Origin of the sequence: Sorangium sp. So ce834 (assembly GCF_051521425.1) — a bacterium.
Lineage (GTDB): Bacteria > Myxococcota_A > Polyangia > Polyangiales > Polyangiaceae > Sorangium > Sorangium cellulosum_D.
This window is the reverse complement of the sequence record NZ_CP150351.1, coordinates 4,230,146-4,250,357: the sequence shown is the minus strand read 5'-3', so window position 1 is coordinate 4,250,357 and position 20,212 is coordinate 4,230,146. Positions and strand designations below refer to the sequence as shown.

The following is a 20,212-nucleotide window of genomic DNA, read 5'->3' as shown; positions in this document are numbered from 1 at the left end:
GCTCCTTCTCCGTTGGGCGGGGCGGCCTCCGCGTCGCGCCGCCCCCGGTCTGCTTGCTGGGCTCTCGAGATCAGCCGGGCCGCGCGCCCGGCGCGAGCAGCGCCCGCACCTCGGCCGCGGTCCCCAGGTCGAGCGCGGCCCGCGCGATCTCGCGGCACCGCGCGGCGTCGAGCTCGCGGATCCTCGCCTTCACCTCGGGGATCGCCTGGACGCTGACGCTGAGCTCGGTCACGCCGAGGCCGACCAGCACGGCCACGGCCTCGGGATCGCTCGCCACCGCGCCGCAGATCCCCACGTGGCGCCCGCGCCCCTTCGCGGCCTGCACGGCCCTGTCGATGAGCCGGAGCACCGCCGGGTGCAGCGCGTCCTGCCGGCCGGCGAGCCGCGGGTGCGTGCGATCCATGGCCAGCGTGTACTGGGTGAGATCGTTCGTGCCGATCGAGAAGAAATCGACCTCCGCCGCGAACCTGTCGGCCTGGACCGCGACCGACGGCACCTCGACCATCACGCCGAGCTCCACCGGGGGCGAGCCGGCGCGCCGGCGCTCCTCCTCGAGCACCTGCTTCGCCTCCCGGAGCTCCTCGAGGCTCGAGACCATGGGCAGGAGGATGCGGTGCCCGGCCGGGGCCCGGACCGCCAGGATGGCGCGGAGCTGGCTGCGCAGGAGCGCCGGGTGGAGCGCGCCGATGCGCAGGCCGCGGATGCCGAGGAGCGGGTTGTCCTCCGCGGGGAGCGGCATGTACGAGAGCGGCTTGTCGCCGCCGACGTCGAGCGTGCGGACGACGAGGGGGCGCTCGCCCAGCGCGTCGGCGATCTCCTGGTACGCGGCGGTCTGCTCGGCCTCGGTCGGCGCGGCGTCGCGATCGAAGAACATCAGCTCGGTGCGCAGGAGGCCCACGCCCTCGGCCCCGAGCCGGACGGCCTTGCGCGCGTCGTCGGCGCTCGCGATGTTGGCCAGCACGGCGACGTGGACCCCGTCCCGGGTCACCGCGCGCTCGCCCGCGGCCGCCTCCTGCCGCTCGCGCAGCGCCTTGCGCGCCCCGAGCCGGCCGCGGTAGGCGTCGAGCTCGGCCTCGGTCGGGTGGAGCAGCACCACCGCCCCCTCGGCGTCGAGCACGGCCGCCGCGCCCGCCTCGACGGCGAGCAGCGACGCCGAGGCGCCGACGAGGTACGGGAGGCCGAGCGAGCGCGCCAGGATCGCCGCGTGCGAGGTGGTGCCGCCGAGCACGCTGACCAGGCCGGCGACCCGCTGGTCGGCGAGCCGCACGACCTCGGAGGGCGTCAGGCTCTCGGCGACGACGATGCTGCCCGCGGGCGCGGCCTGCGCCTCGCCGCCGCCGACGAGGTGCCGCAGCGCGCGGCCGCCCACGTCGCGCAGATCGTTGGCGCGCGCGGCGAGCAGCGGGTTCGAGAGGCGCGCGAGCTCGCGGCACGACGACATCACCGCCTCGCGCCACGCGAACGCGGCCGACTTGCCCTCCACGATGGCGACCTCGGTGCGGGTGATCATCTCCGGATCGTCGAGCATCGTGAGGTGCGCGCTGAAGATCTGGGCCTGCTCGACGCGCTTGCCCGACGCGGCGACGAGCTGCTTCAGCTCGAGCCGGGTGTGGCGCAGCGCCTTCTGCAGCCGCGCGAGCTCCGCCTCCGTGTCGCTCGCGTGCTCGTCCACGTCGGCGGCGAGCGGGTCGATCTTGCAGATCGGGCCGATGGCGAGGCCGGGCGAGGCGCTCACGCCGTGGACGTGCCGCGCGTCGTCGGCCGCGCGCGGCGTGGAAGAAGAAGCGGCGGCGCGCTCGGGCTCGGCTGGGGGCGCGGCGTTCGCCGCGGAGAGGTCCTCGCCCAGCCCGCTCCGGACGAGCTCGACCAGGCGGGCCACGGCCCGCGCCGCCTCGCTGCCGCTCCCGACGATGCGCAGCTCGGCGCCGGGGCCGGCGCCGAGGTTCATCAGCGCGACGACGCTCTTCGCGTTGGCGTTGCGGCCGGCGAGCTCGACGCTGATGTCGGCGGCGAACGACTTCGCCTCGCTGGCGAGCACCGCGGCCGGCCGCGCGTGCAGCCCGTGCGGGTTGGGCACCACGACGAGGGCCGACGTGACGCCGACCGTGGCCCGCGGCGGCGGCCTGGACGCGCCCGCCTCCCCCGCGCTCGATGCCCGCGGCGCTTCCCCGCCGGCCCGCCGCCGGGGGCTCACGGCCATGAGGCGGCTCACGCCGGCCCTGGCCACGCCGCTCGCGCGCTCGACGATGGCGCTCGTCTCGCCGCTCAGGACGACGACCTGGGTGAGCAGGCTGGGCGCCTTGCGGAGGAGGAGATCGGCGTCGAACTCGAGGAGCGCCTGGCCCGCCGAGACCCGGTCTCCCTGGCTCACCCGCGCCGTGAAGCCCTCGCCCTTCAGGCCGACCGTGTCGATGCCGACATGGATCATGATCTCCACCCCGCCCGCGGCGCTCAGGGTGATGGCGTGCCGCGCCGCGTGGAGCTGGGTCACCGTCGCGTCGCACGGGGCGAGCAACGTCTGGGAGATCGGGTCGATCGAGATGCCGTCGCCGACGATCTTGTCGGCGAAGACCGCGTCGGGGACCGACTCGATCGGCACGATGGGACCGGAGAGCGGTGCGAGCAGCGTCAGCGATTCGCCGGGGTGCATGTCGACCGCGATCCTACCCGGATGTGGCTCGACAGGTTCCTGGCCGAGGGGCTCGATGGTTCCGTCCACGGATCGAGACGAGAGCAAGCGTCGTGCCCTGCGCCTGGGCTGCCTGCTGCGGGATGGAGGTGATCGAAAAAGGGCGCTGCGCCCGGGGATCGCCGGCGATCTCTCGGCAATCGCGGGGGCGGCGAGGGGGCGATCCGGGAGCGCTCCTGCGATCGGGGGGATCGCCCGGCGATCTCCGGGATCGCCCCCCTGCTCGCCGGGATCGCCGGGCGCGAGCGCGGCGAGTCCCCTCCTGGCGGCGCGCAAAAACGGGCCGAGGGGGCGCTGTGGTGCCGATCGTCGAGGTCGTCGCCGCGACCGGTACGCCGATTGCTCGTTGGACCAGCAACGACCGGCAACCGGCAAACCCAAGGAGATCCGTTATGAAGCTTTATGCCCTCACGACCCTGCCGCTCTTTGCTGTGATCGCCCTGGCCGCCTGCGGCGGCATCGATGGCGACGACGCGGAGCGCTTCGGCCCCGATGGAGCAGAGCTCGAGTCGACGGAGCAAGCCGCCGTCGCCGCTGCGTGGGCGCCGTATACCGCATATGCGGTCAACGCCGAGGTGACCTACGGCGGCGTCACGTACCGCTGCATCCAGGCGCACACCTCCCTTCCGGGCTGGGAGCCGCCGATCGTCCCGGCGCTGTGGCAGCCGGTCAGCGGCACCAGCAGCACCACCACGAGCAGCAGCACCACGAGCTCCAGCACCAGCGGCGCGGGCGGCAGCGGCGGCTCCGGCGGCAGCGGCGGCTCCGGCGGCGGCGGCGGCGGCTCCGGCGGCTCCGGCGGCGGCGGCGGCGGCAAGAAGGTGATTGGCTACTTCGCGGAGTGGGGCGTCTACGGCCGCAACTACCACGTCAAAAACATCGACACGAGCGGATCGGCCGAGAAGCTCACGCACATCAACTACGCCTTCGGCAACGTGGTTGGAAACCGGTGTGCGCTCGGCGACACCTATGCCGATTACGACAAGGCCTACAGCGCCGCCGACAGCGTCGACGGCGTCGCCGACACCTGGGACGCCGGCGCGCTCCGCGGCAGCTTCAACCAGCTCCGCAAGCTGAAGCGCAAGCACCCGCACCTCAAGGTGCTGATCTCGCTCGGCGGCTGGACCTGGTCCGCCGGCTTCTCCGACGCGGCGCTGCCCGCGAACCGCGCCTCGTTCGTCGCGTCGTGCGTCGATCTCTTCATCAAGGATCCCCGCTGGGCGGGCGTGTTCGACGGCATCGACATCGACTGGGAGTACCCGGCCGCCTGCGGCAGCACCTGCAACCAGCGCCCCGAGGACACGCAGAACTTCACGGCGCTGCTCGCCGAGTTCCGCAGCCAGCTCAACGCCGCGCGCCCCGGGCTGCTGCTCACGATCGCGGCGCCCGCCGGGCTCGACAAGATCGAGAAGATCCAGGTCGGCCAGATCCACCGGCACCTCGATTTCATCAACCTGATGACGTACGACATGCACGGCGCGTGGGAGCGCACGACGAACTTCCACTCTCCGCTCTACAACTCCGGCTCGAACCCCGCGAAGGCGCTGAAGTACAGCACCGACGAGGCGGTCACGGCCTGGCTGAACGGCGGGACGCCGGCGAGCAAGCTGGTCGTCGGCGTGCCCTTCTACGGCCGCGGCTGGACCGGCGTCACCAGCGCGAACCAGGGGGTGTGGCAGTCGGCCGCCGGCGCCGCCCCGGGCACGTACGAGGCGGGCATCGAGGACTACAAGATCCTGAAGGCGAAGGGGCACCCCGGCTTCACCCACCCGGACACGAAGGCGTTCTACACCTTCAACGGGACCGAGTTCTGGAGCTACGACAACCCGGCCTCGCTCGGGGTCAAGATGCGTTACATCAAGGACAAGGGGCTGGGCGGCGCGATGTTCTGGGAGCTGAGCGGCGACACAGCGAACGGCGAGCTCGTCACGGCGGTGAAGAACGGCCTGCGGTGACGCCGTGAAGGGCCGAGGGGCGAGCCGGGACAGCGTCCCGGAGCTCTTCCCTGGCTCCGTGAGAGAAGGCACCTCAGGGACGCCGAGGCTCACCTCCAGCAGCCCGGCGTCCAATGGCCACGAGCGCCACGCCTCACGCTCTGTGCGCCTGCGGGGGCTCAAGTCCATCGAGGTGCGATTCTAGAGCCGCGGGTGCCGGCGCGCGCACAGCACCCAGGCGCGTGTGTTATCGTGCGCCGCATGCTGACCGCTTCTCAGATCGTCGTCACGCTGATCGGGATCCTCCACATCTACATCCTCGTCATGGAGATGTTCTTGTGGCGCTCGGAGCGAGCGTACAGAGCGTTCGGCACGACGCCCGAGGTCGCCGCGATCACCGCGCCCTTGGCGGCCAATCAGGGGCTCTACAACGGATTCCTCGCCGCGGGCCTGCTCTGGGGCGTCATCCATCCGAACAAGGCCTTTGCATGGCAGATCCAGACATTCTTCCTTCTCTGCGTGGCCATCGCCGGTGTCTACGGCGCCGCAACGGTGAAGCGCTCCATCCTGTTCGTGCAGACCGTCCCGTCGGTCATCGGCCTCGCCCTGGTGCTGCTCGCGAATCAGGCGGGCGGTTGAAGCGAATCGGCTCGGCCGGCGAGCGCGCCGCCGCGCGGCCGCGCTACGCGGCCACGCCGAGGGTGCCGATCTCCTCGAACTCGCGGATCATCCGATCGAGCCTGCCCTCGTCGACCCCGAGGCCCAGGGCCGCCGCGGCGTGGGCGAGGAGCTTCCGCTCCCGCAGCGACGCGACCTTGTCCACCGCCGCCGCGATCTCGAGCGCGCGCAGCAGCGGCGCGCGCGCGCCCTCCGGCACGCCGCGGAGGTGCTCGATCCAGGCGATGTCGTCGGCGAGCCGCTCGTTCAGGCCAGCGCGCGCCGAGGCCGGCAGCTGCCGCAGCACGGCCGCGAGCAGCGCGGTCTCCTCCGGCTTGAGGCGGCCGTCGGCGGTGAAGATGAACCAGAGCCCGTCGAACAGCCGATCGAGGTGCGGGCGCAGCGCCTCGTCGCAGAGCGCCCCGTCGAGCGCGCGCCGGTAACGCAGGTATCGGCGCCCGGTGTCCCCGAGGCGCCGGGTCACAAGCCAGCTCGTGATCGACGACGAGGCGACCGAGAGCACGGGCACCAGGTTGCGCGCCACGCTCTCGCCGGCGAGCCGCGCCGCGAGCTGCTTGGCCACGTCCGAGCCGCGCTCGCGCGCCGAGCGCACGAGCACGCCCGCGGGATCGTCCGTGTCCTGGGGGTGCTCCCCGACGCCGAACGTGAGGGCGAGCAGCGCCCACACGTCGGCCGGCTCGTCCGGATCGAACCGGAGCCCGAAGAGATCCGCGAGCTCGCAGAGCATCTGCACGTGCAGGAGCAGCCGGAGCACCGTCTCGCCGCCGAGCGCGAGCACGGCGGCCGGGATCGCGACGAGCCCGCCGACCCCGTTCGTCTCGGCCGTGGCGGCGGCCGCGCCGGTCGAGAGCGCCCCGGTCGCGCCGCCCGCGAGCGCCGAGCGGACGCAGGCGCGCCGGATGACCGCGCGCGCGTCGGTCGGCTCGGTCACGCCGGTCGACGCCGCGATGATCTCGTGGCGAGGCCGCCGGTTGTAGCGGCGCACCGCGCGGGACAGGAGCTCCTCGAGCCATGCGTGGACCGGGCGCGCGCGCGCGCCCGCTCCGCTCGTCGCCTCGGTCAGCGGGAGCGCCGCGGCCCCCGCTGCGTCACCAGGATGCGCAGCCTCGTCGCTCATGCCGAAGGGCGGTTCAAGATGCATTCCGCGCCCAGCGGCCGACGGGGCCGAGCTAGCTCGCAGCCCTGCCGAGACCGGCTATAGGACATCCCGCGAGCTCTCGGCGTGCCGAGATCACTCGCCGGTATCGAACTCGCACTCAGCGACCTCGGGCGCGCACGCGCCGTCCACCTCGGCGGCCGCTGCGGCGAGGCAGCCGTCGCACTCGGCGCTCCGCGCCTCGGCGGCGCCGCACGCGCCATAGCAGGGGGAGCCCGCCACCGCGCCGCATTCGGCGCAGAGACACTCCATGAGCACCCCGTAGATCGCGGCCGACCACTCGCACAGCTCCGCCGGATCCGCGGCGTCGTAAGGGGGCAGCGAGCAGGTCGCGCACCCGGCGCTGCCGCCGACTCCGCCCCAGCCGCCGACCTCGCCGCCCGCGGCGCCGCCGACCTCGCCGCCCGCGGCGCCGCCGGCCTCGCTGCCGCCCGTGCTGCCGCCGGCCTCGCCTCCCGTCCCGCTGCTGCCCGCGCCGCCGCCGGCGCCGCCGCCTCCGCTCCCGCCCACCAGATGGTAGCCGTCCTCCAGCCCGGCCAGCGCGGCACACCCGCCGGCCGCCGCAGCCGCGAGCCCGATCAGCGCCATCGCCAGGGACGCGTCCGCCCGCTTCGAGCCCGCCATGGCGACGGAGCATCACCCCCTTGCGCCCCCGGCGTCAAGTGACCGTACGGCTGGTGAAGCCACCGAAGCTGGGTCAGCCGGGCTCAGGGAGCGGATGTCAAGGTCGCAAGGATGTCATCTCGCATCTCGCTCCTGACGTCGAGGAGCCCGCCGTTCGGGAAGCTCTTTCCTTCCTCCGTCAGCGCGTTGATGGCCTGGTAAAAGGGATCCGCGCTGATCGCGGGCGCCGAGTACGCGTCGAACGTCCCTGCCATGAGGTAGCGTGGAACACGGGTCTCCTGCGGCGCGTCCTCGCTCGCGAGGATCCACGCGAAGGTGCTCGCCGCGCTCATATAGGCGACGAACGCGGCGGCAGCATCGGCGCAGGCGTCCGTGCACCTCGCGCTCACGACGAAGCTGTCCGTGAAGAGCAGCGGGTGGTTGCCGTCCCCGAGGGGCGCCGAGGAGAGCTTGATCTCGGCTGGATCACCGCCAGGAGGAAGGTTCTTCAAGATGGTGTGGAGCCGCTCGGAATAACCGAAGGTCGCGTCGACCTCCCCTGCCGCGAATCGCTTCGCCGGGAGATCGACGTTCTCTTCCAGATCGTAGGTGCCGTCGAGGCATGGGTTGCTCCCCTCGCTCTCGCACGTCCTCGCGAAGATGCCGAGCGCATCGAGGGTCGCCGCGTCGTACATCGTGGTGGAGATCGCGGATGCGACCCCCTCAGGCCCGTTCGTGTCTGCCCACGCGTCCAGGTACAGCGCGGGTAGGTTCCAGCTTCCGAGCAAGTTGCCGGCCATGTCCGGCGCATCCGTCTGGAGGTCGACCAGCGCCGACGCCAGCTCGGCCGCGGTGCCAGCGCTCTCCACGGACGTGTCCCTGGAGAAGGTGAAATGGCCACAGAGCCAGTGCGGGACGCCATAGATCTCGCCGTTGTAGGTCGACGCCTCGATGCCCGCCGGGTGCCAGTCCGCGGGAGGAGGCTCCTGCCAGGGACGGATCGTGCCCGTGGCCACGAGCTCGCCGAGCAGGATCATGTCCGTCTCGATGACGTCAACCGAACAGTCGGCGTCCTCCCCGGCGAGGCCCGTGGCCAGCGACGCGGGATCGTAAACGTCACCCGTAAAGCAGGGCGGATTCACCACGAGATCGATCCCGGAATGCGCTTCCTCGAACTCGGCCTCGATGCGGAGCGCCATCGCCGCGAGCTGATCTCCCGCCGCGTCGGGGATATAGGGATACAGGCGAACCCGGAGCACGGTCTGCTCCCCGGCGCTGCCACCCTGGCCGCCGCTTCCGTCCTCGCCCCCGCTCCCGCCCTCGCCCCCGCTCCCACCAGCGCCAGCCGACGAGCCGTCATCCATGCCGCTCGAGCAGCCCAGCGTCGAGAGCAACGTCAGACCAACCATCCGGGCCAGGTTGCGCGCCATCGAGGCCGATAGCCCCGACGGCGACGAGTTTCCGATTCTATATTCCCTCGTTCCCATGGTGACACCTCGTCTTTCGATGCTGGCGATGACTCCCCGGAAGTTCGAGGCATGGCGCTCCGCACGCACCCTGAACAAGACAGAAAATGATGATTGCAGGCCCATGGCTCTCGCTCTTAGCGCGTAGCACGCGGTGTACCATGGCCTGATTTCGTGGAGCAAGCGCCATCCAGGGGACTGGACTATCGATCGCTCGAGGGCCGGGAGTGCTGTGTGGACATCCCTCGCTCCTTCGCCGTCGGTCTGGTTCGCCGACCTCGAACGCCTTCGGGTGTGCTGCGTGCACGAGCAGTCGCGGGTCGCACGGGCCTCATCGCGCAATGCCAAAAGAAAGACATGACAGAGCTCCTCGTGCGCCCCCCCGGCAGGCTGTGGAGTAAACGCGGCCTGTTCGATGCATGGACACGTTGTTGATACAGCGCCACTTTCCCAGGCGGGGTCGCGTGGTGCGACCAGGCGAGTCCGCGGGCCCCGCCTCAGCGCTCGTCGGCGCCGATGTCGATGCGCGCCCCGCGCGTCCGCGCGTCGCCGTCGATGTCCGACGCTCCGCCCTGCGCGCCCAGATCGACGCCGGCGTCGACGGCCGGCGAGCCGCTCGTCAGGTGGAGGTCCGACGGCGGCCCGGCCAGGAGCGGGTCGACGAACCGCGCGCGCGGGTCGGTGAAGGCGCCGGCCGAGGTCTGGCTCGCGCCGAAGAAGATGTTGCTCTCGACCCGCACGTTCTTGTTGTTGCGTCCGCTGCTCACGTAGGCGTTCTTCGCCCTTCCGTAAAGGATGTTGTTCTGGATGAGCACGCCGTCCGAGTTGTTCTGGAGGATGATCTCGCCGCCGGTGGCCTGATAAAGCGTGTTGTTGAGCACCGAGATGTTGGCCGCGCTGCCCACGCTCGTGGAGTAGCCGCCGATCATGACGTTGCCCTGGTAGCTCCGCGACACGAAGTTGTTCCGCACGGTGATGTTGCTCGTCGTCCGGCCCCGGTGCTCGCTGGCGACCTCGATCCCGATGTCGCTGTTATCGACCTTGTTCCGCTCGATCACGATGTCCCTGCCGCCGTCGACGTAGATGCCGTCGGCGGACCGCTCGCCGTCGTAGGCGGGGTTCCGGGCCGAGGTGATGTTGTAGACGACGTTGTCCACGCACACCCCGTTCCTCGCCTGGTCCGAGCCCGCGGGGCCGACGCCCTCGAAGCCGATGAAGTCGATACCGATGTTGTCGTTGTCGTGGACCTTGTTGCGCGAGACCACGAAGTTCGTGACGTTGCCGTTGAGGACCAGCGACTCGCTCGAGCCGAGCTTGCAGTCCCGGATCTCGTTGCCGTCGACGAGGATGTCCGTCATCGGCGTCGCCGACGTGCCGTAGAGGGCGATGCCGTGGGCGTCCTCGGAGCTCTCGATGTGGTGCACGACGTTGTCGCGGATCTCGAGGAAGCTCGCGCTCCCGCTCGCGCTGATGCCGATCGGCGTGTCTCCGCCCTTGAAGTTCTGCACCGTCATGCCGGCGACCCGGATGTAGCTCTTGCTGGCGATCTCGATCCCGGCGCCGCCCCTGCCCGTCCCGTCGAGGATCGCGCCTGCCTCGCCCTGCAGGGTGATGCAGCCGGCGACGGCCGTGCCGCTCCTCCCGAAGGAGACGTTCTCCCTGTAGGTGCCCGCCTTGACGAGCACGGTGTCGCCCGCCGCCGCCGCGTCGATGCCGGCCTGGATCGTCCTGTGATCGCCGCCCGAGGGAGCGACGGTGATGATCTTGCCGCTCGAGCGATCCCCGCACGGCCCGACCGCCGCGGCGAGCCCGGCCTCCAGCGCGTCTGCGCCGGAGTCCTCGGGGCCGGACGGCGCTGCGCACGCGGGAGACAGCCCGGCGGCGAGCAGCAGGATGCCGGACGGAGCGAGGCGATGCGCCGCGTGCGGCGCGCGGATTCTCTTCGATCGATTCATGAGCCTATGTCCTCGAAGTGTTGCCTGTCACGTTGAACTCGCGACCCTGGCGCGTGCGCCGGGCGCTTCGACGCGGGGACATTGCAAGCGGGCGGCCACACCGCCCGCCGCGGGAGGACGCCGAGGTGAAGGCCGCAAAGGCCCTTCGGCGCCTCGGGCCGATCACGAGATCTTGCGCAAGGATCGTACAGCTGCGCAGCGCGCGGACAGCCGCCCGCCGGCGAGGCGACGGGGGGAGAAAGAATCCAGCCATGCCGAACAGGGCGCGGCCCGGGCGTTGCGGCCCGCTGGCCCCCTGAGGCCGTGTGCCCGCCCGCTCGCGGCGCAGCGCCGCTTCACGCAGGCGCCGTGCGCAGGCGCGAGCGGAGGGCTCGCTCGCGCTGGTTTCCTCCGCTAGCATCGGCGGCGCGCTGCACGGGTAGGCGCGCAGGAGGTTTCCTTGATCAAGGCGACGAAGCACAAGCCTCTCGCAACGACCATCACCGGCTCTCTTCCGCGGCCGTCCTGGTATGTCTCCGGCCTCGCGGGCCGCAGGTTCTCGACGGCCATGGCCGATCTCGTGTTCAGAGAGCAGTACACCGACACGCTCGCCGTCCACATCACCGATCAGGTCAGGGCCGGGCTCGACATCCTGACCGACGGCGACGCCCGCTTCGACATGGATGTCGGGGGCCGCTCCTGGTTCAGCTATCTGGCCGAGCGCATGGAGGGCATGGCCGATCCCGGCCTCCGCCCCCAGCCCTGGACGTCGCCGAGGGAGCGGGAAGCTGGCGATATCCTCCACGAGGTGATGGAGGCCCGACTCCCCTTCTTCGTGCGCGGCCCCGTCGGCCGGGGAGGGCTGGAGTACGCGCGCGTCTGGAAGGCGGCGCAGCGCATGACGAGCAGGCCCATGAAGCTCGGCACCTGCTGCGGCCAGCTCCTCGAGGCCGTCGTCCTCAACCAGCATTACGCGAACCGCCGCGAGCTCCTCTTCGCCATCGCCGACAGCCTCAATCAGGAGCTGCACGAGGTCGCCGACGCGGGGTGCCCCGTCGTCCAGCTCGAGGAGCCGATGCTCCATTACGTCGCCGGCCAGGACGAGGGGGCGGAGCTGACCGCGGCGCTCTACGTCGACGCCTTCAACCGCGAGGTCGCCGGGCTGCGCGACAAGACCGAGGTCTGGGTGCACACCTGCTGGGGCAACCCGGCGGCGCAGCGGGTGGAGGTCGCGACGAGCGGTTACGAGGGCGCGCTGGCGCTGCTCGACCGGCTCGACGTCGACGTCATCACGTTCGAGGCCGCGAGCGACGGCGGCGCGGCGCTCCCGGCGATCGGCAAGGCCATCGGCAAGGACAAGAAGGTCTGCATCGGCGTCGTGCACCACCGCAGCCTGGAGGTGGAGACCCCCGAGCAGGTCGCGGCGCTCGTCCGCAAGGCGCTCCGGTTCATCGAGCCGGAGCGGCTGATCCTCAGCAGCGATTGCGGCTTCGGCCGACAGGGCATGAGCCGGATGCACGCGTTCCACAAGATGGTGTCGCTGGTGCGCGGCGCGAACCTCGTCCGCCGCGAGCTCGGCCTCGACCAGGCGCCGTGCCTCGCGGCGGAGCAGCGCTATTCGATGCTCACCTAGCGCGCCGAGGTCGGTCCGGGGGCGCCTCGACCGCGGATCAGCGGGAGATAGACCTCGTCGACGATCTCGACGAGCACGCTGTCGGGCACGCTCGGCGCGCCGCGGGTGATGAACTCGTTGCGCAGGAGGACGACGGCCACCGTGGCGACGCGGGGGTGCAACGCCTCGGGCGACGCCTCGCCGCGCGCGACCGCGCGGCCGAGGACGCTCAGCCACAGCGCGCTGCCGCCGTCGTTCGACGCCTCCTGGAGCTGGCTCAGCAGCTCGGGCTCGCCGCCGATCCCTGCCAGCAGGCCGCGGAGCACGTCGCCGAGCGGCGACGACCAGTGCCGGTTCGCCCCCCGCAGCAGCTCGAGCGCGTCGGCGCGCAGCGACCCGGTGTCCGGCAGCTCCGCGCTGTCGGCCGCGAGCTGCCGGTACGCGGCCACGGCGAGCGCGGCCCGGCTCGGCCACCGGCGGTAGATCGCGTTCTTGTTGGTCCCCGCGCGCCTCGCGACCCCATCCATGGTCAGCCCCGGGAAGCCGACCTCGGCGAGCTCCTCGGCCGCGGCGCGCAGGATCGCCAGCTCCAGCACCGCTCCACGCCGACGTTCGGCCGCCACGCTGTCACCCGCTCTCCGGCATGTAACTCACCTTACGTTGCGCGCACGCCGGGACGATTTAAGGTACGCTCAGTACCTTAACCGGCGTGAGGGCCACCGACCATGCGAGCCTACGGCATTTGCTACGACACCGGCTTTCTCAACAAGGGCAACAGCACCCACGAGCCGTTCGATCCGGACCGCGTGCAGCGGGACATGCAGGTCATCCGCGGCGACCTGCGCTGCACCGCGGTCCGCGTCACCGGCGGCGATCTGGACCGGCTGAAGGTCGCCGCCACCCACGCCGCCGCGGCGGGCCTGGAGACCTGGATCTGCCCGTTCACCACCGACCTGACCGGGGACGAGCTGCTCGCGTTGCTCGCCGAGTGCGCCGAGCACGGCGAGCGGCTCCGCCGCGAGGGGGCCGAGGTCGTGATCGTCACCGGCTCGGAGCTCAGCCTGATGAACAAGGGCTTCGTGCCCGGCGAGACGTTCCTCGACCGGAGCAAGGTGTTCACCGGGCGGGGGCCGGAGCTCCGCGAGCTCCTCGCCGCGATCCCGGCCCGGCTGAACGAGCTCCTCGCCAGGGCCGTCGCGGTGGTCCGCGCGCGGTTCGGCGGCAAGGTCACCTACGCCTCGCTCTCGTTCGAGGGCGTCGACTGGACGCCGTTCGACATGATCAGCACCGACGCCGCCTACCGGTACGCGCAGAACGCCGACCGGTTCCCCGAGCTCATCCGCGCCTTCGTCGCCCAGGGCAAGGCGCTGGGCAAGCCGGTCGCGATCACCGAGTTCGGCTGCGCGACCTACGAGGGCGCGGCCGCCGCCGGCCCGCGCGGCAGCGACATCATCGTGTGGGACGAGGCGACCGCGACCCCGCTCGGGCTGAACGGCGAGTACGCGCGCGACGAGGCCGAGCAGGCCAATTACCTGCGCGAGGTGCTCGAGGTCCTCGACGCCGAGGGCGTCGACGCCGCGTTCGTGCACGCGTTCGCCGGATACATCCTGCCGCACGACCCGGGCGAGCCGCGCAAGGACCTCGATCTGGCCAGCACCGGCGTCGTGAAGGTGCTCAAGGACGGCACCTGGGCGCCCAAGGAGGCGTTCTCGATGCTCGCCGGTTACTACGGCCGGCGGAGCTAGTAATTCCACCCCACCGGGAGTCCGGACAGGGATGCGGAGAGGCGGCCCGCCGCGCCGTCGGCGCCCTCAGATGAACTTCGCCGTGATGCTCCGCGCGCAGCCCTTGAGCTCGGACGGCGGCCCCGCGAACAGCACCTCGCCGCCGGCGCTGCCGCCCTCCGGGCCGAGGTCGATGATCCAGTCGGCCTGCCGGATCACGTCGAGGTGATGCTCGATCAGGACCACCGTGTTCCTGGCGTCCACCAGCCGGTCGATGATGCCCATGAGCAGCCCGATGTCGGAGAGGTGAAGCCCGGTGGTGGGCTCGTCCATCACGTAGACGCTGCCCTGCTTGTGGAGCTCGGTCGCGAGCTTCAGGCGCTGCCCCTCCCCGCCCGACATCGTGCTGAGCGGCTGGCCCAGCTTCAGGTACCCGAGCCCCACGTCGTTCATGGCCTGCACCACGGCCCTGATCTTCTTCTCGCCGAAGAACGCCAGGGCCTCCTCCACGGTCATGTCCAGCACGTCGCTGATCGTCTTGCCGCGCAGGCTGTACGCGAGAACCTCGGCCTTGAACCGCTTGCCCTCGCAGATCTCGCACGTGGAGACGATGCCCTCCATGAACGCCAGATCGGTGTAGACCACACCCAGACCGTTGCAGTTGGGACAGCTGCCCTCCGAGTTGAAGCTGAAGAGCGAGGCGCTGACCTTGTTGGCCTTGGCGAACGCCTGCCGGATGTCGTCCATGATCCCGGTATAGGTGCACGGCGCCGAGCGGCTGTTGGCCGTCACCCGGGACTGGTCGATCACGATCGCCTCCGGGTGCTGCTCCAGGAAGACATCGTTGATCAGCGTGCTCTTGCCCGAGCCGGCGACCCCGGTCACGACCGTCAGCACGCCCGTGGGAATGCCCACCGTGACGTTCTTCAGGTTGTGCAACGTGGCGTTCTTGACGAGCATCTGCCCGGTGGGCTGCCGGACCTTCCGCTTGATCGGCAGGTGCTGCTTCAGGGACCTTCCGGTCAAGGTGTCGGCGTCCTTGAGGGCCTCGTAGCTCCCCTGGAAGACCACCTGGCCGCCGTGCACCCCCGCTCTCGGCCCCATGTCCACCACGTGATCCGCGATCGCCACCACGTCCGGATCGTGCTCGACGACCAGCACGGTATTGCCCTTGTCGCGCAGCTTCTGGAGCAGGCGGTTCAGGCGGGCGACGTCGCGCGCGTGCAGCCCCACGCTGGGCTCGTCGAGGATGTACAGCATCTCGGTCAGGCTGTTTCCGAGGTGCCGGATCATCTTCACGCGCTGCGACTCGCCGCCGGACAGGGTGGCGGTCTCCCGGCCGAGGCTCAGGTAGCCGAGGCCGATGTCCACGAGGTGCTGCAGGCGCTCGATGAGCCGCGCGGCCAGCCGCACGGCGACCGGATCGGTGAGGCCTCGCAGGAACGCGATCAGCTCCGTCGCCTCCAGCTCGGAGAGCTCGGCGATGTTCCGGCCGTGGATCCTGCAATTCAGGGCCGCCTGGTTGAGCCTCGCGCCGCGGCACGCCGGGCACGTCTGCGAGGTGGTGAACTGCTCGAAGACCGCCCGGCTGCGGTCGGACATCGCCGCGGCGTCCTTCTTGAGGTACACACGGGTGAAGCGCTCGACGAGGCCCTCGTACTTCGAGCCGAACTCGCCGAACGAGACCTTCACGTCAGCGCCGTACAGCAGCGCGCGGAGCTCCTCCTCCGAGTAGTCCTTGATCGGCTTGTCGCTGTCGAAGAGCCCGGAGAGCGGGTACATCTTCCACATCCATTTGCCGACCTTGAAGTCCGGGTGGAGGATGGCCCCACCGTTCAAGGACTTGCTGCGGTCGAGGAACTTGTCCAGATCGAGCTGAACGGTCTTGCCGATACCCTCGCACTCCGGGCACATCCCCTGCGGGGTGTTGAACGAGAAGGCGAAGGCCGGCCCCGCAGCCGGCTGCCCGACCCGCGAGAAGAGCAGCCGCAGCAGCGCGGCGATGTCGGTGTAGGTGCCGGCCGTCGAGCGCGAGCCGCCGCCGACCCGCTTCTGATCGATGATGATCGGCGCGTTCAGGTGCTCGATGCGATCGACGTCGGGCTGGCCGTAATGCGGCAAAAAGCCTTGCACGAAGGCGGTGAAGGTCTCGTTGAGCTGGCGCTGCGCCTCGGCGGCGATGGTGTCGAAGACCAGGGAGGACTTCCCGGAGCCGGATACGCCGGTGAACACCGTGATCTTCTGCTTGGGGATGTCCAGCGAGACGTCCTTGAGGTTGTTCTCGCGCGCGCCGCGCACCTGGATGAACTGGCGATCCATCACGATTGCCTCCTTCTCCGAGCCCGAAACGCCCGACCGCCGCAGTCTCCCCGAAGGCCACGATCAGAGACCGACGCGGCTCTCCACCTCGCGGATCCGAGACGATCGAGCGTCGAACATGTCCGCGTGGGCCCCCCAGGCGGCATCGCGCGCGCCGGACGCAGTCCACGCCTCGAGGTCGGCCGGCTCCTCTAGCGCGAGGGGTCAGGAAATGCAAGGCGAATCGGAAATGTCAAGGGGCCGGAAACGGCCGTTTCCACTCCCGCGGACCGCCCCCGCGGACGGCCGGGGCCCCATCCCGCGGGCGCGCGTCCGGCGGCCCGGCGCTCAGGCCAGCGCGCGGCGTTCAGGCCAGCGTGCGGCGGACGCGCGCGCCGAGCTCCTCGAGCCGCGCGACGACGCTCGCCGGGTCGAGCACGCTCTCCGGGTTGTAGAGGCCCGGGCCGACCGGGGGACCGCCCGCGAGCCCGAGCAGGCGCTCCGTCGCGATCGCGGCGCCGTACGCGCTGAGGCGAGAGAGGTTGTCCGTGTCGATGATGTCGTAACGCAGCCGCGCCCCCGACCCGTCGTGACGCCGCCCCGACACCTCGACGATGAGCTCCGTCCGGGGGCCCGCGCCGCCGGTCGCCCTGTCGCGCGCGGCGAGGTCGACCCGGATCGATCGCGCGTCGGTCGCCGCCGCGAGGCTGACCACGTCGGGCAGCGGCAAGGCCTGGCCGACGTGCGCCGCGCCCCCGGCGTCCACGACGCGCCGGGTGGACGCCTCCCCGCGCAACCAGGTCCATTTCCCGTCGTCGAGCACGAGCGCGGCCTCCCCGGCCTGCCGGAGCCGCTCGTAATCGGCGCTCGACGCGGGACCGCCGTGATCGTCCGCGCCGATCACGGCCGCGATCGCGATCGCGTCGACGCCCCGGAGCTCCTGTGCGAGGTGCAGCGCCGCCAGCGTCGCCGCGCCGCCGAAGGTGTGGCCCAGCATGAGGATGGGTGCGCGCGTCGGGCGCGCCACGTAATGGGCGACCAGGGGGCCGATCTCCGAGACGAAGTCCGAGAAGGCGATATAGGCCACGCCGTCCGCCTGCGCGCGCTTCAGCGCGTTCGACGACTCGTCCTTGACGAGCGTGACGATGGCGCTGAACGACGCGCCCGGCTCGAGGCCGAGGTCGCTCCTCTGGACGTCGACCGTCACCGCCGTCGTCGGACCGCCGACCTCCGCGGCGACCGCCGCCGCCTTGCGCCCGTCGCGCCCGCCGATCGCGATCCGAAGCTCCGGATGCAGGCGCCGCAGCGCCCTCGCCGCGCGCGCGCCGACGTGGCCTGAGCCGCCGATCAAGAGAACTGGAGACATCGTCCGTGTGCTCATGGGAATGGACTCCTCCCGCCGGGTCGCGCGAGCGCCCGGGCGTGCTCGAAGCAACCTACCACCAGTAAGTTACCTTTGGTAATATGCACCTACCCGTGGTAGTGTCAAGGCGCATGGCGAGGACGAGCGCAGCGCGAACCGCGACCCGGTCGAGGGGCGAGGCCCCTGGCAAGCGCCTGCCGAAGGCGGAGCGCCGCGAGCAGCTGCTCGAGACGGCCGAGCAGATCGTGCGCGAGGAGGGCACCGAGGCGCTGACGCTCGGCCACCTCGCCGAGCGCGCCGGCGTCAGCAAGCCGATCGCGTACGAGCACTTCGAGACGCGCTCTGGGCTCCTCATCGCCCTCGCGCGGCAGATCGACGACCGCCAGGTCGCGGCGCTGCTCGACGCGCTGAAGCGGACGCAAAAGCGCCTCGAGGACGTCGCGCGCGTCGTCAGCGCCGCGTACATGCACTGCTGCGCGACGGTCGGGCCCCAGTGGTTCGCGATCCTCGCGGCGCTGAAGGGCGACGAGCAGATGGACGCCGCGGAGCGGGAGCTGCTCGACAGGTACGTGACGATCTACCGGGACGCGCTCGCGCCGTGCGTCCAGCTCTCGAAGCGCGACCTGCACCTCCGCTGCGTGGCGATCATCGGCGCCGCCGAGGCGCTCGCGGCCGAGATGTTCCGCGGCCGCGCCGACGAATCCGCCGCCGCGAAGGCGCTCGAGTCGCTGATCGTGCGGTGGCTCTCGAAGGGCGGCTGAGCGGCGCGATCCGCGCTGGCCGCGAGGCGGCGGGCTCCCCGCCGCCGGCTGGGCCGATCGCTCAGAACCGATAAAGGACGTTGGCCTTGTCGCCGGACACGTAGATCGCGCCCGACGGGCCCACGGCGACGCTGCTCATCCCGAAGGTCGGCGGCGTCCCGGTGATCGCAGGGAGCCCCACGTCGAGGTGCTTTGCCAAAACCGTGATCTCTCCGGTCGACGGGTCGATGCGCAGGAGCTTTCGCCTCCCGCTCTCCACGACGAGCAGGGTGCCGTCCAGATCCACCGCCATCCCCTCGGGCTGCCACAGGCCGGCGGCCACCTCGAGCGGCGGAGAGAGCGTCACGCCGCCGGACACCAGCTGAAGGACCTCGCCCGTGGCCCAGTCGGCGGCCCAGAGGTCGCCGCCCGCCACGGCGAGGCCCGACGGCACGGCGAGCGACGCGAGCGTCACGAGGCCGGCGCCGGTCTGGCGGACGACGCGCCCCGCGCCCGGCCCCGCGCCGAGCTCGGCCACCACGAGATCGCCCTGGAACCTCACGGCGTTGAGGGGCGTGGCGAAGTCGCTGTGGGTCTCGACCACCGAGCCCGTCGCCGTGTCGTAGATCTGAACCACGCTGGAGAACCACGAGCTGAGGATCAGCTCCGGGCCGTCCGCCGATACCGTGACGGGCCCGTGCAGCTCGGAGATGCCCAGGAACGGCCGCTCGACGCCGAGCGGCTCGCCCGTGTCTCCATCGAACGATCGGAGCGCGGCCATATCGCCGACATAGACCGACTCGGACCCTCCCTCGCTCAGCACGGCCACGCCGCCGGGCAGGATGAGGCCACCCGGGAGCAGGGAGCGCACCTGCCCGTCCGGCTCGATCCGGACGACGAAGCTGTCGGTGGCGCTCGAGACATAGAGCTTGTCCTGCGCGTCGATGGCGAGGTTGTCGAGGCCGGGCGGGAGCACCGCGAGGACCTCCGTGTCGCCGGTCGCGACGTCGATCCGCACCACCTCGCCGTTCTGATCGACCGCGTGGAGCCGGCCGAGCCCGTCGAACTTGACCGCCGCGGGGATGAAGAAGCCGTCGGCGACCGTCTGGATGTCGCACTCCGCCTCCGGGTCGACCGCGCCGGTGCAGGAGTCGACATCGATGCTGACCACCCTGCCCTGCGTCCAGATCGGCCCGTACAACCGGCCGTCGGGGCCCCAGTCCATGCCGTTCAGGAAGCCGAGGTTGCCCGCGATGAAGCGCGGCGGCGCCGACAGATCGGGATCGAGCTCGTAGAGGCCGTCGCCGAGGAAGTCGAGGGCCACGAAGAGCCTCCCCGTATCGGAGAAGGTGATGGGGTTGACCCCGAGCGCGACGTTCTGCGCGGTGATGTCCCCCGAGGGCGAGCGCCGCACGACGTTCCCGGTGAGGAGCGACGTCCAGTAGAGCGAGCCATCCGGGCCGAACGCGAGGTCGTCCGGGCCATCGACGCCGTCCGACCCGTCGAGCCGGTCCACGACGCCTCCGCTTTTACGGTTCACGACGGCGATCTCGTCGCCGAGCAGGCTCGCGACGTACAGCCGGCCATCCGGCCCCACGTTCATCCCGTTGGCGCCGTGGAGCCGCGCCCCCTCGACGAGGGCCGACGGCGTCGCGCGAGCCGGCGGCGAGACCCCGAGAGCGATCAACCCAGCAAGCACGAATGCGAAGGACCTAGGCATAGTTCTCCTTTCACCGTCGCGCGTGGACCCGAGACCCCAGGATCATGTCGTCAACCGCGGAACCAGCGCGACGGAGCGAACCCCCGGTGAATTGTCGAATCAAGCAGATCGCTTCACACGATAGCACGGCGATTGAGGAATATCCATGGACGCATGGGCCCGCTCCGCTGACGTTCGGCGCGTTCGGCGCGGGCGAGCAGAGCGGCGTCGGCCGAGGTGCATGAGCTCGCAGGCCGCGCCGCGCGCGGCGCCAGGGGCCGCCTTGTCGGGCGGGGGACCAGGCGTTAGAGCATGC

General features: G+C 71.2%; 13 protein-coding genes and 1 pseudogene. 5 read left to right on the top strand and 9 right to left on the bottom strand.

What is annotated here, in order from left to right:
• Positions 1 to 70: 70 nt before the first annotated feature.
• Positions 71 to 2,650 carry a phosphoenolpyruvate--protein phosphotransferase gene (ptsP, locus tag WMF20_RS15495; RefSeq protein ID WP_437614382.1) on the bottom strand — a complete coding sequence of 860 codons (2,580 nt, stop codon included), beginning with the start codon at positions 2,648 to 2,650 and terminating at the stop codon, positions 71 to 73.
• 122 nt (positions 2,651 to 2,772) lie between these two features.
• On the opposite strand from ptsP, the pseudogene WMF20_RS15490 reads away from it, so the two are divergent.
• Positions 2,773 to 4,644: pseudogene (locus tag WMF20_RS15490) on the top strand (glycosyl hydrolase family 18 protein).
• A gap of 240 nt (positions 4,645 to 4,884) precedes the next feature.
• Positions 4,885 to 5,262, top strand: a complete 378-nt coding sequence (locus WMF20_RS15485) for a DUF1304 domain-containing protein (RefSeq protein ID WP_437617129.1) — start codon at positions 4,885 to 4,887, stop codon at positions 5,260 to 5,262.
• A gap of 43 nt (positions 5,263 to 5,305) precedes the next feature.
• Here the strand turns inward: WMF20_RS15485 and WMF20_RS15480 are convergent, their stop codons facing one another.
• The 4 genes from WMF20_RS15480 to WMF20_RS15465 form a co-directional block, all read right to left on the bottom strand.
• Positions 5,306 to 6,418: a hypothetical protein gene (locus WMF20_RS15480; protein ID WP_437614380.1), complete on the bottom strand. Its 1,113-nt coding sequence runs from the start codon at positions 6,416 to 6,418 to the stop codon at positions 5,306 to 5,308.
• Between the two features lie 114 nt (positions 6,419 to 6,532).
• Positions 6,533 to 7,081 (bottom strand): hypothetical protein, encoded by a 549-nt coding sequence (locus tag WMF20_RS15475; protein ID WP_437614378.1) that lies wholly within the window; start codon positions 7,079 to 7,081, stop codon positions 6,533 to 6,535.
• Between the two features lie 83 nt (positions 7,082 to 7,164).
• Positions 7,165 to 8,469, bottom strand: coding sequence for an extracellular solute-binding protein (locus WMF20_RS15470; RefSeq protein WP_437614376.1), 1,305 nt, complete (start codon positions 8,467 to 8,469; stop codon positions 7,165 to 7,167).
• 554 nt (positions 8,470 to 9,023) lie between these two features.
• Entirely contained in the window at positions 9,024 to 10,481 is a 1,458-nt protein-coding gene (locus WMF20_RS15465; RefSeq protein ID WP_437614374.1) for a right-handed parallel beta-helix repeat-containing protein, read from the bottom strand.
• A gap of 439 nt (positions 10,482 to 10,920) precedes the next feature.
• Between WMF20_RS15465 and WMF20_RS15460 the strand changes: the two genes are divergently transcribed.
• A complete protein-coding gene (locus WMF20_RS15460; RefSeq protein ID WP_437614372.1) occupies positions 10,921 to 12,093 on the top strand; it encodes a hypothetical protein in 1,173 nt (390 codons plus the stop codon).
• On the opposite strand, the gene WMF20_RS15455 is transcribed toward WMF20_RS15460, so the two are convergent.
• Entirely contained in the window at positions 12,090 to 12,668 is a 579-nt protein-coding gene (locus WMF20_RS15455; RefSeq protein WP_437614370.1) for a TetR/AcrR family transcriptional regulator, read from the bottom strand. The genes WMF20_RS15460 and WMF20_RS15455 overlap by 4 nt on opposite strands.
• Before the next feature lie 129 nt (positions 12,669 to 12,797).
• On the opposite strand from WMF20_RS15455, the gene WMF20_RS15450 reads away from it, so the two are divergent.
• Complete coding sequence (locus WMF20_RS15450; RefSeq protein ID WP_437614368.1) at positions 12,798 to 13,817, top strand: hypothetical protein; 1,020 nt, start codon at positions 12,798 to 12,800, stop codon at positions 13,815 to 13,817.
• Between the two features lie 66 nt (positions 13,818 to 13,883).
• Here WMF20_RS15450 and WMF20_RS15445 read toward each other — a convergent pair whose 3' ends face one another.
• Positions 13,884 to 16,115 (bottom strand): ATP-binding cassette domain-containing protein, encoded by a 2,232-nt coding sequence (locus WMF20_RS15445; protein WP_437617128.1) that lies wholly within the window; start codon positions 16,113 to 16,115, stop codon positions 13,884 to 13,886.
• A gap of 346 nt (positions 16,116 to 16,461) precedes the next feature.
• On the bottom strand, positions 16,462 to 17,475 hold the full coding sequence (locus WMF20_RS15440) for a hypothetical protein (RefSeq protein ID WP_437614366.1): 1,014 nt from the start codon (positions 17,473 to 17,475) through the stop codon (positions 16,462 to 16,464).
• A gap of 95 nt (positions 17,476 to 17,570) precedes the next feature.
• Here WMF20_RS15440 and WMF20_RS15435 point away from each other — a divergent pair, with 95 nt between their 5' ends.
• On the top strand, positions 17,571 to 18,218 hold the full coding sequence (locus WMF20_RS15435) for a TetR/AcrR family transcriptional regulator (RefSeq protein ID WP_437614364.1): 648 nt from the start codon (positions 17,571 to 17,573) through the stop codon (positions 18,216 to 18,218).
• Between the two features lie 61 nt (positions 18,219 to 18,279).
• Here WMF20_RS15435 and WMF20_RS15430 read toward each other — a convergent pair whose 3' ends face one another.
• Positions 18,280 to 19,917: a hypothetical protein gene (locus tag WMF20_RS15430; RefSeq protein WP_437614362.1), complete on the bottom strand. Its 1,638-nt coding sequence runs from the start codon at positions 19,915 to 19,917 to the stop codon at positions 18,280 to 18,282.
• Between the last annotated feature and the right edge of the window lie 295 nt (positions 19,918 to 20,212).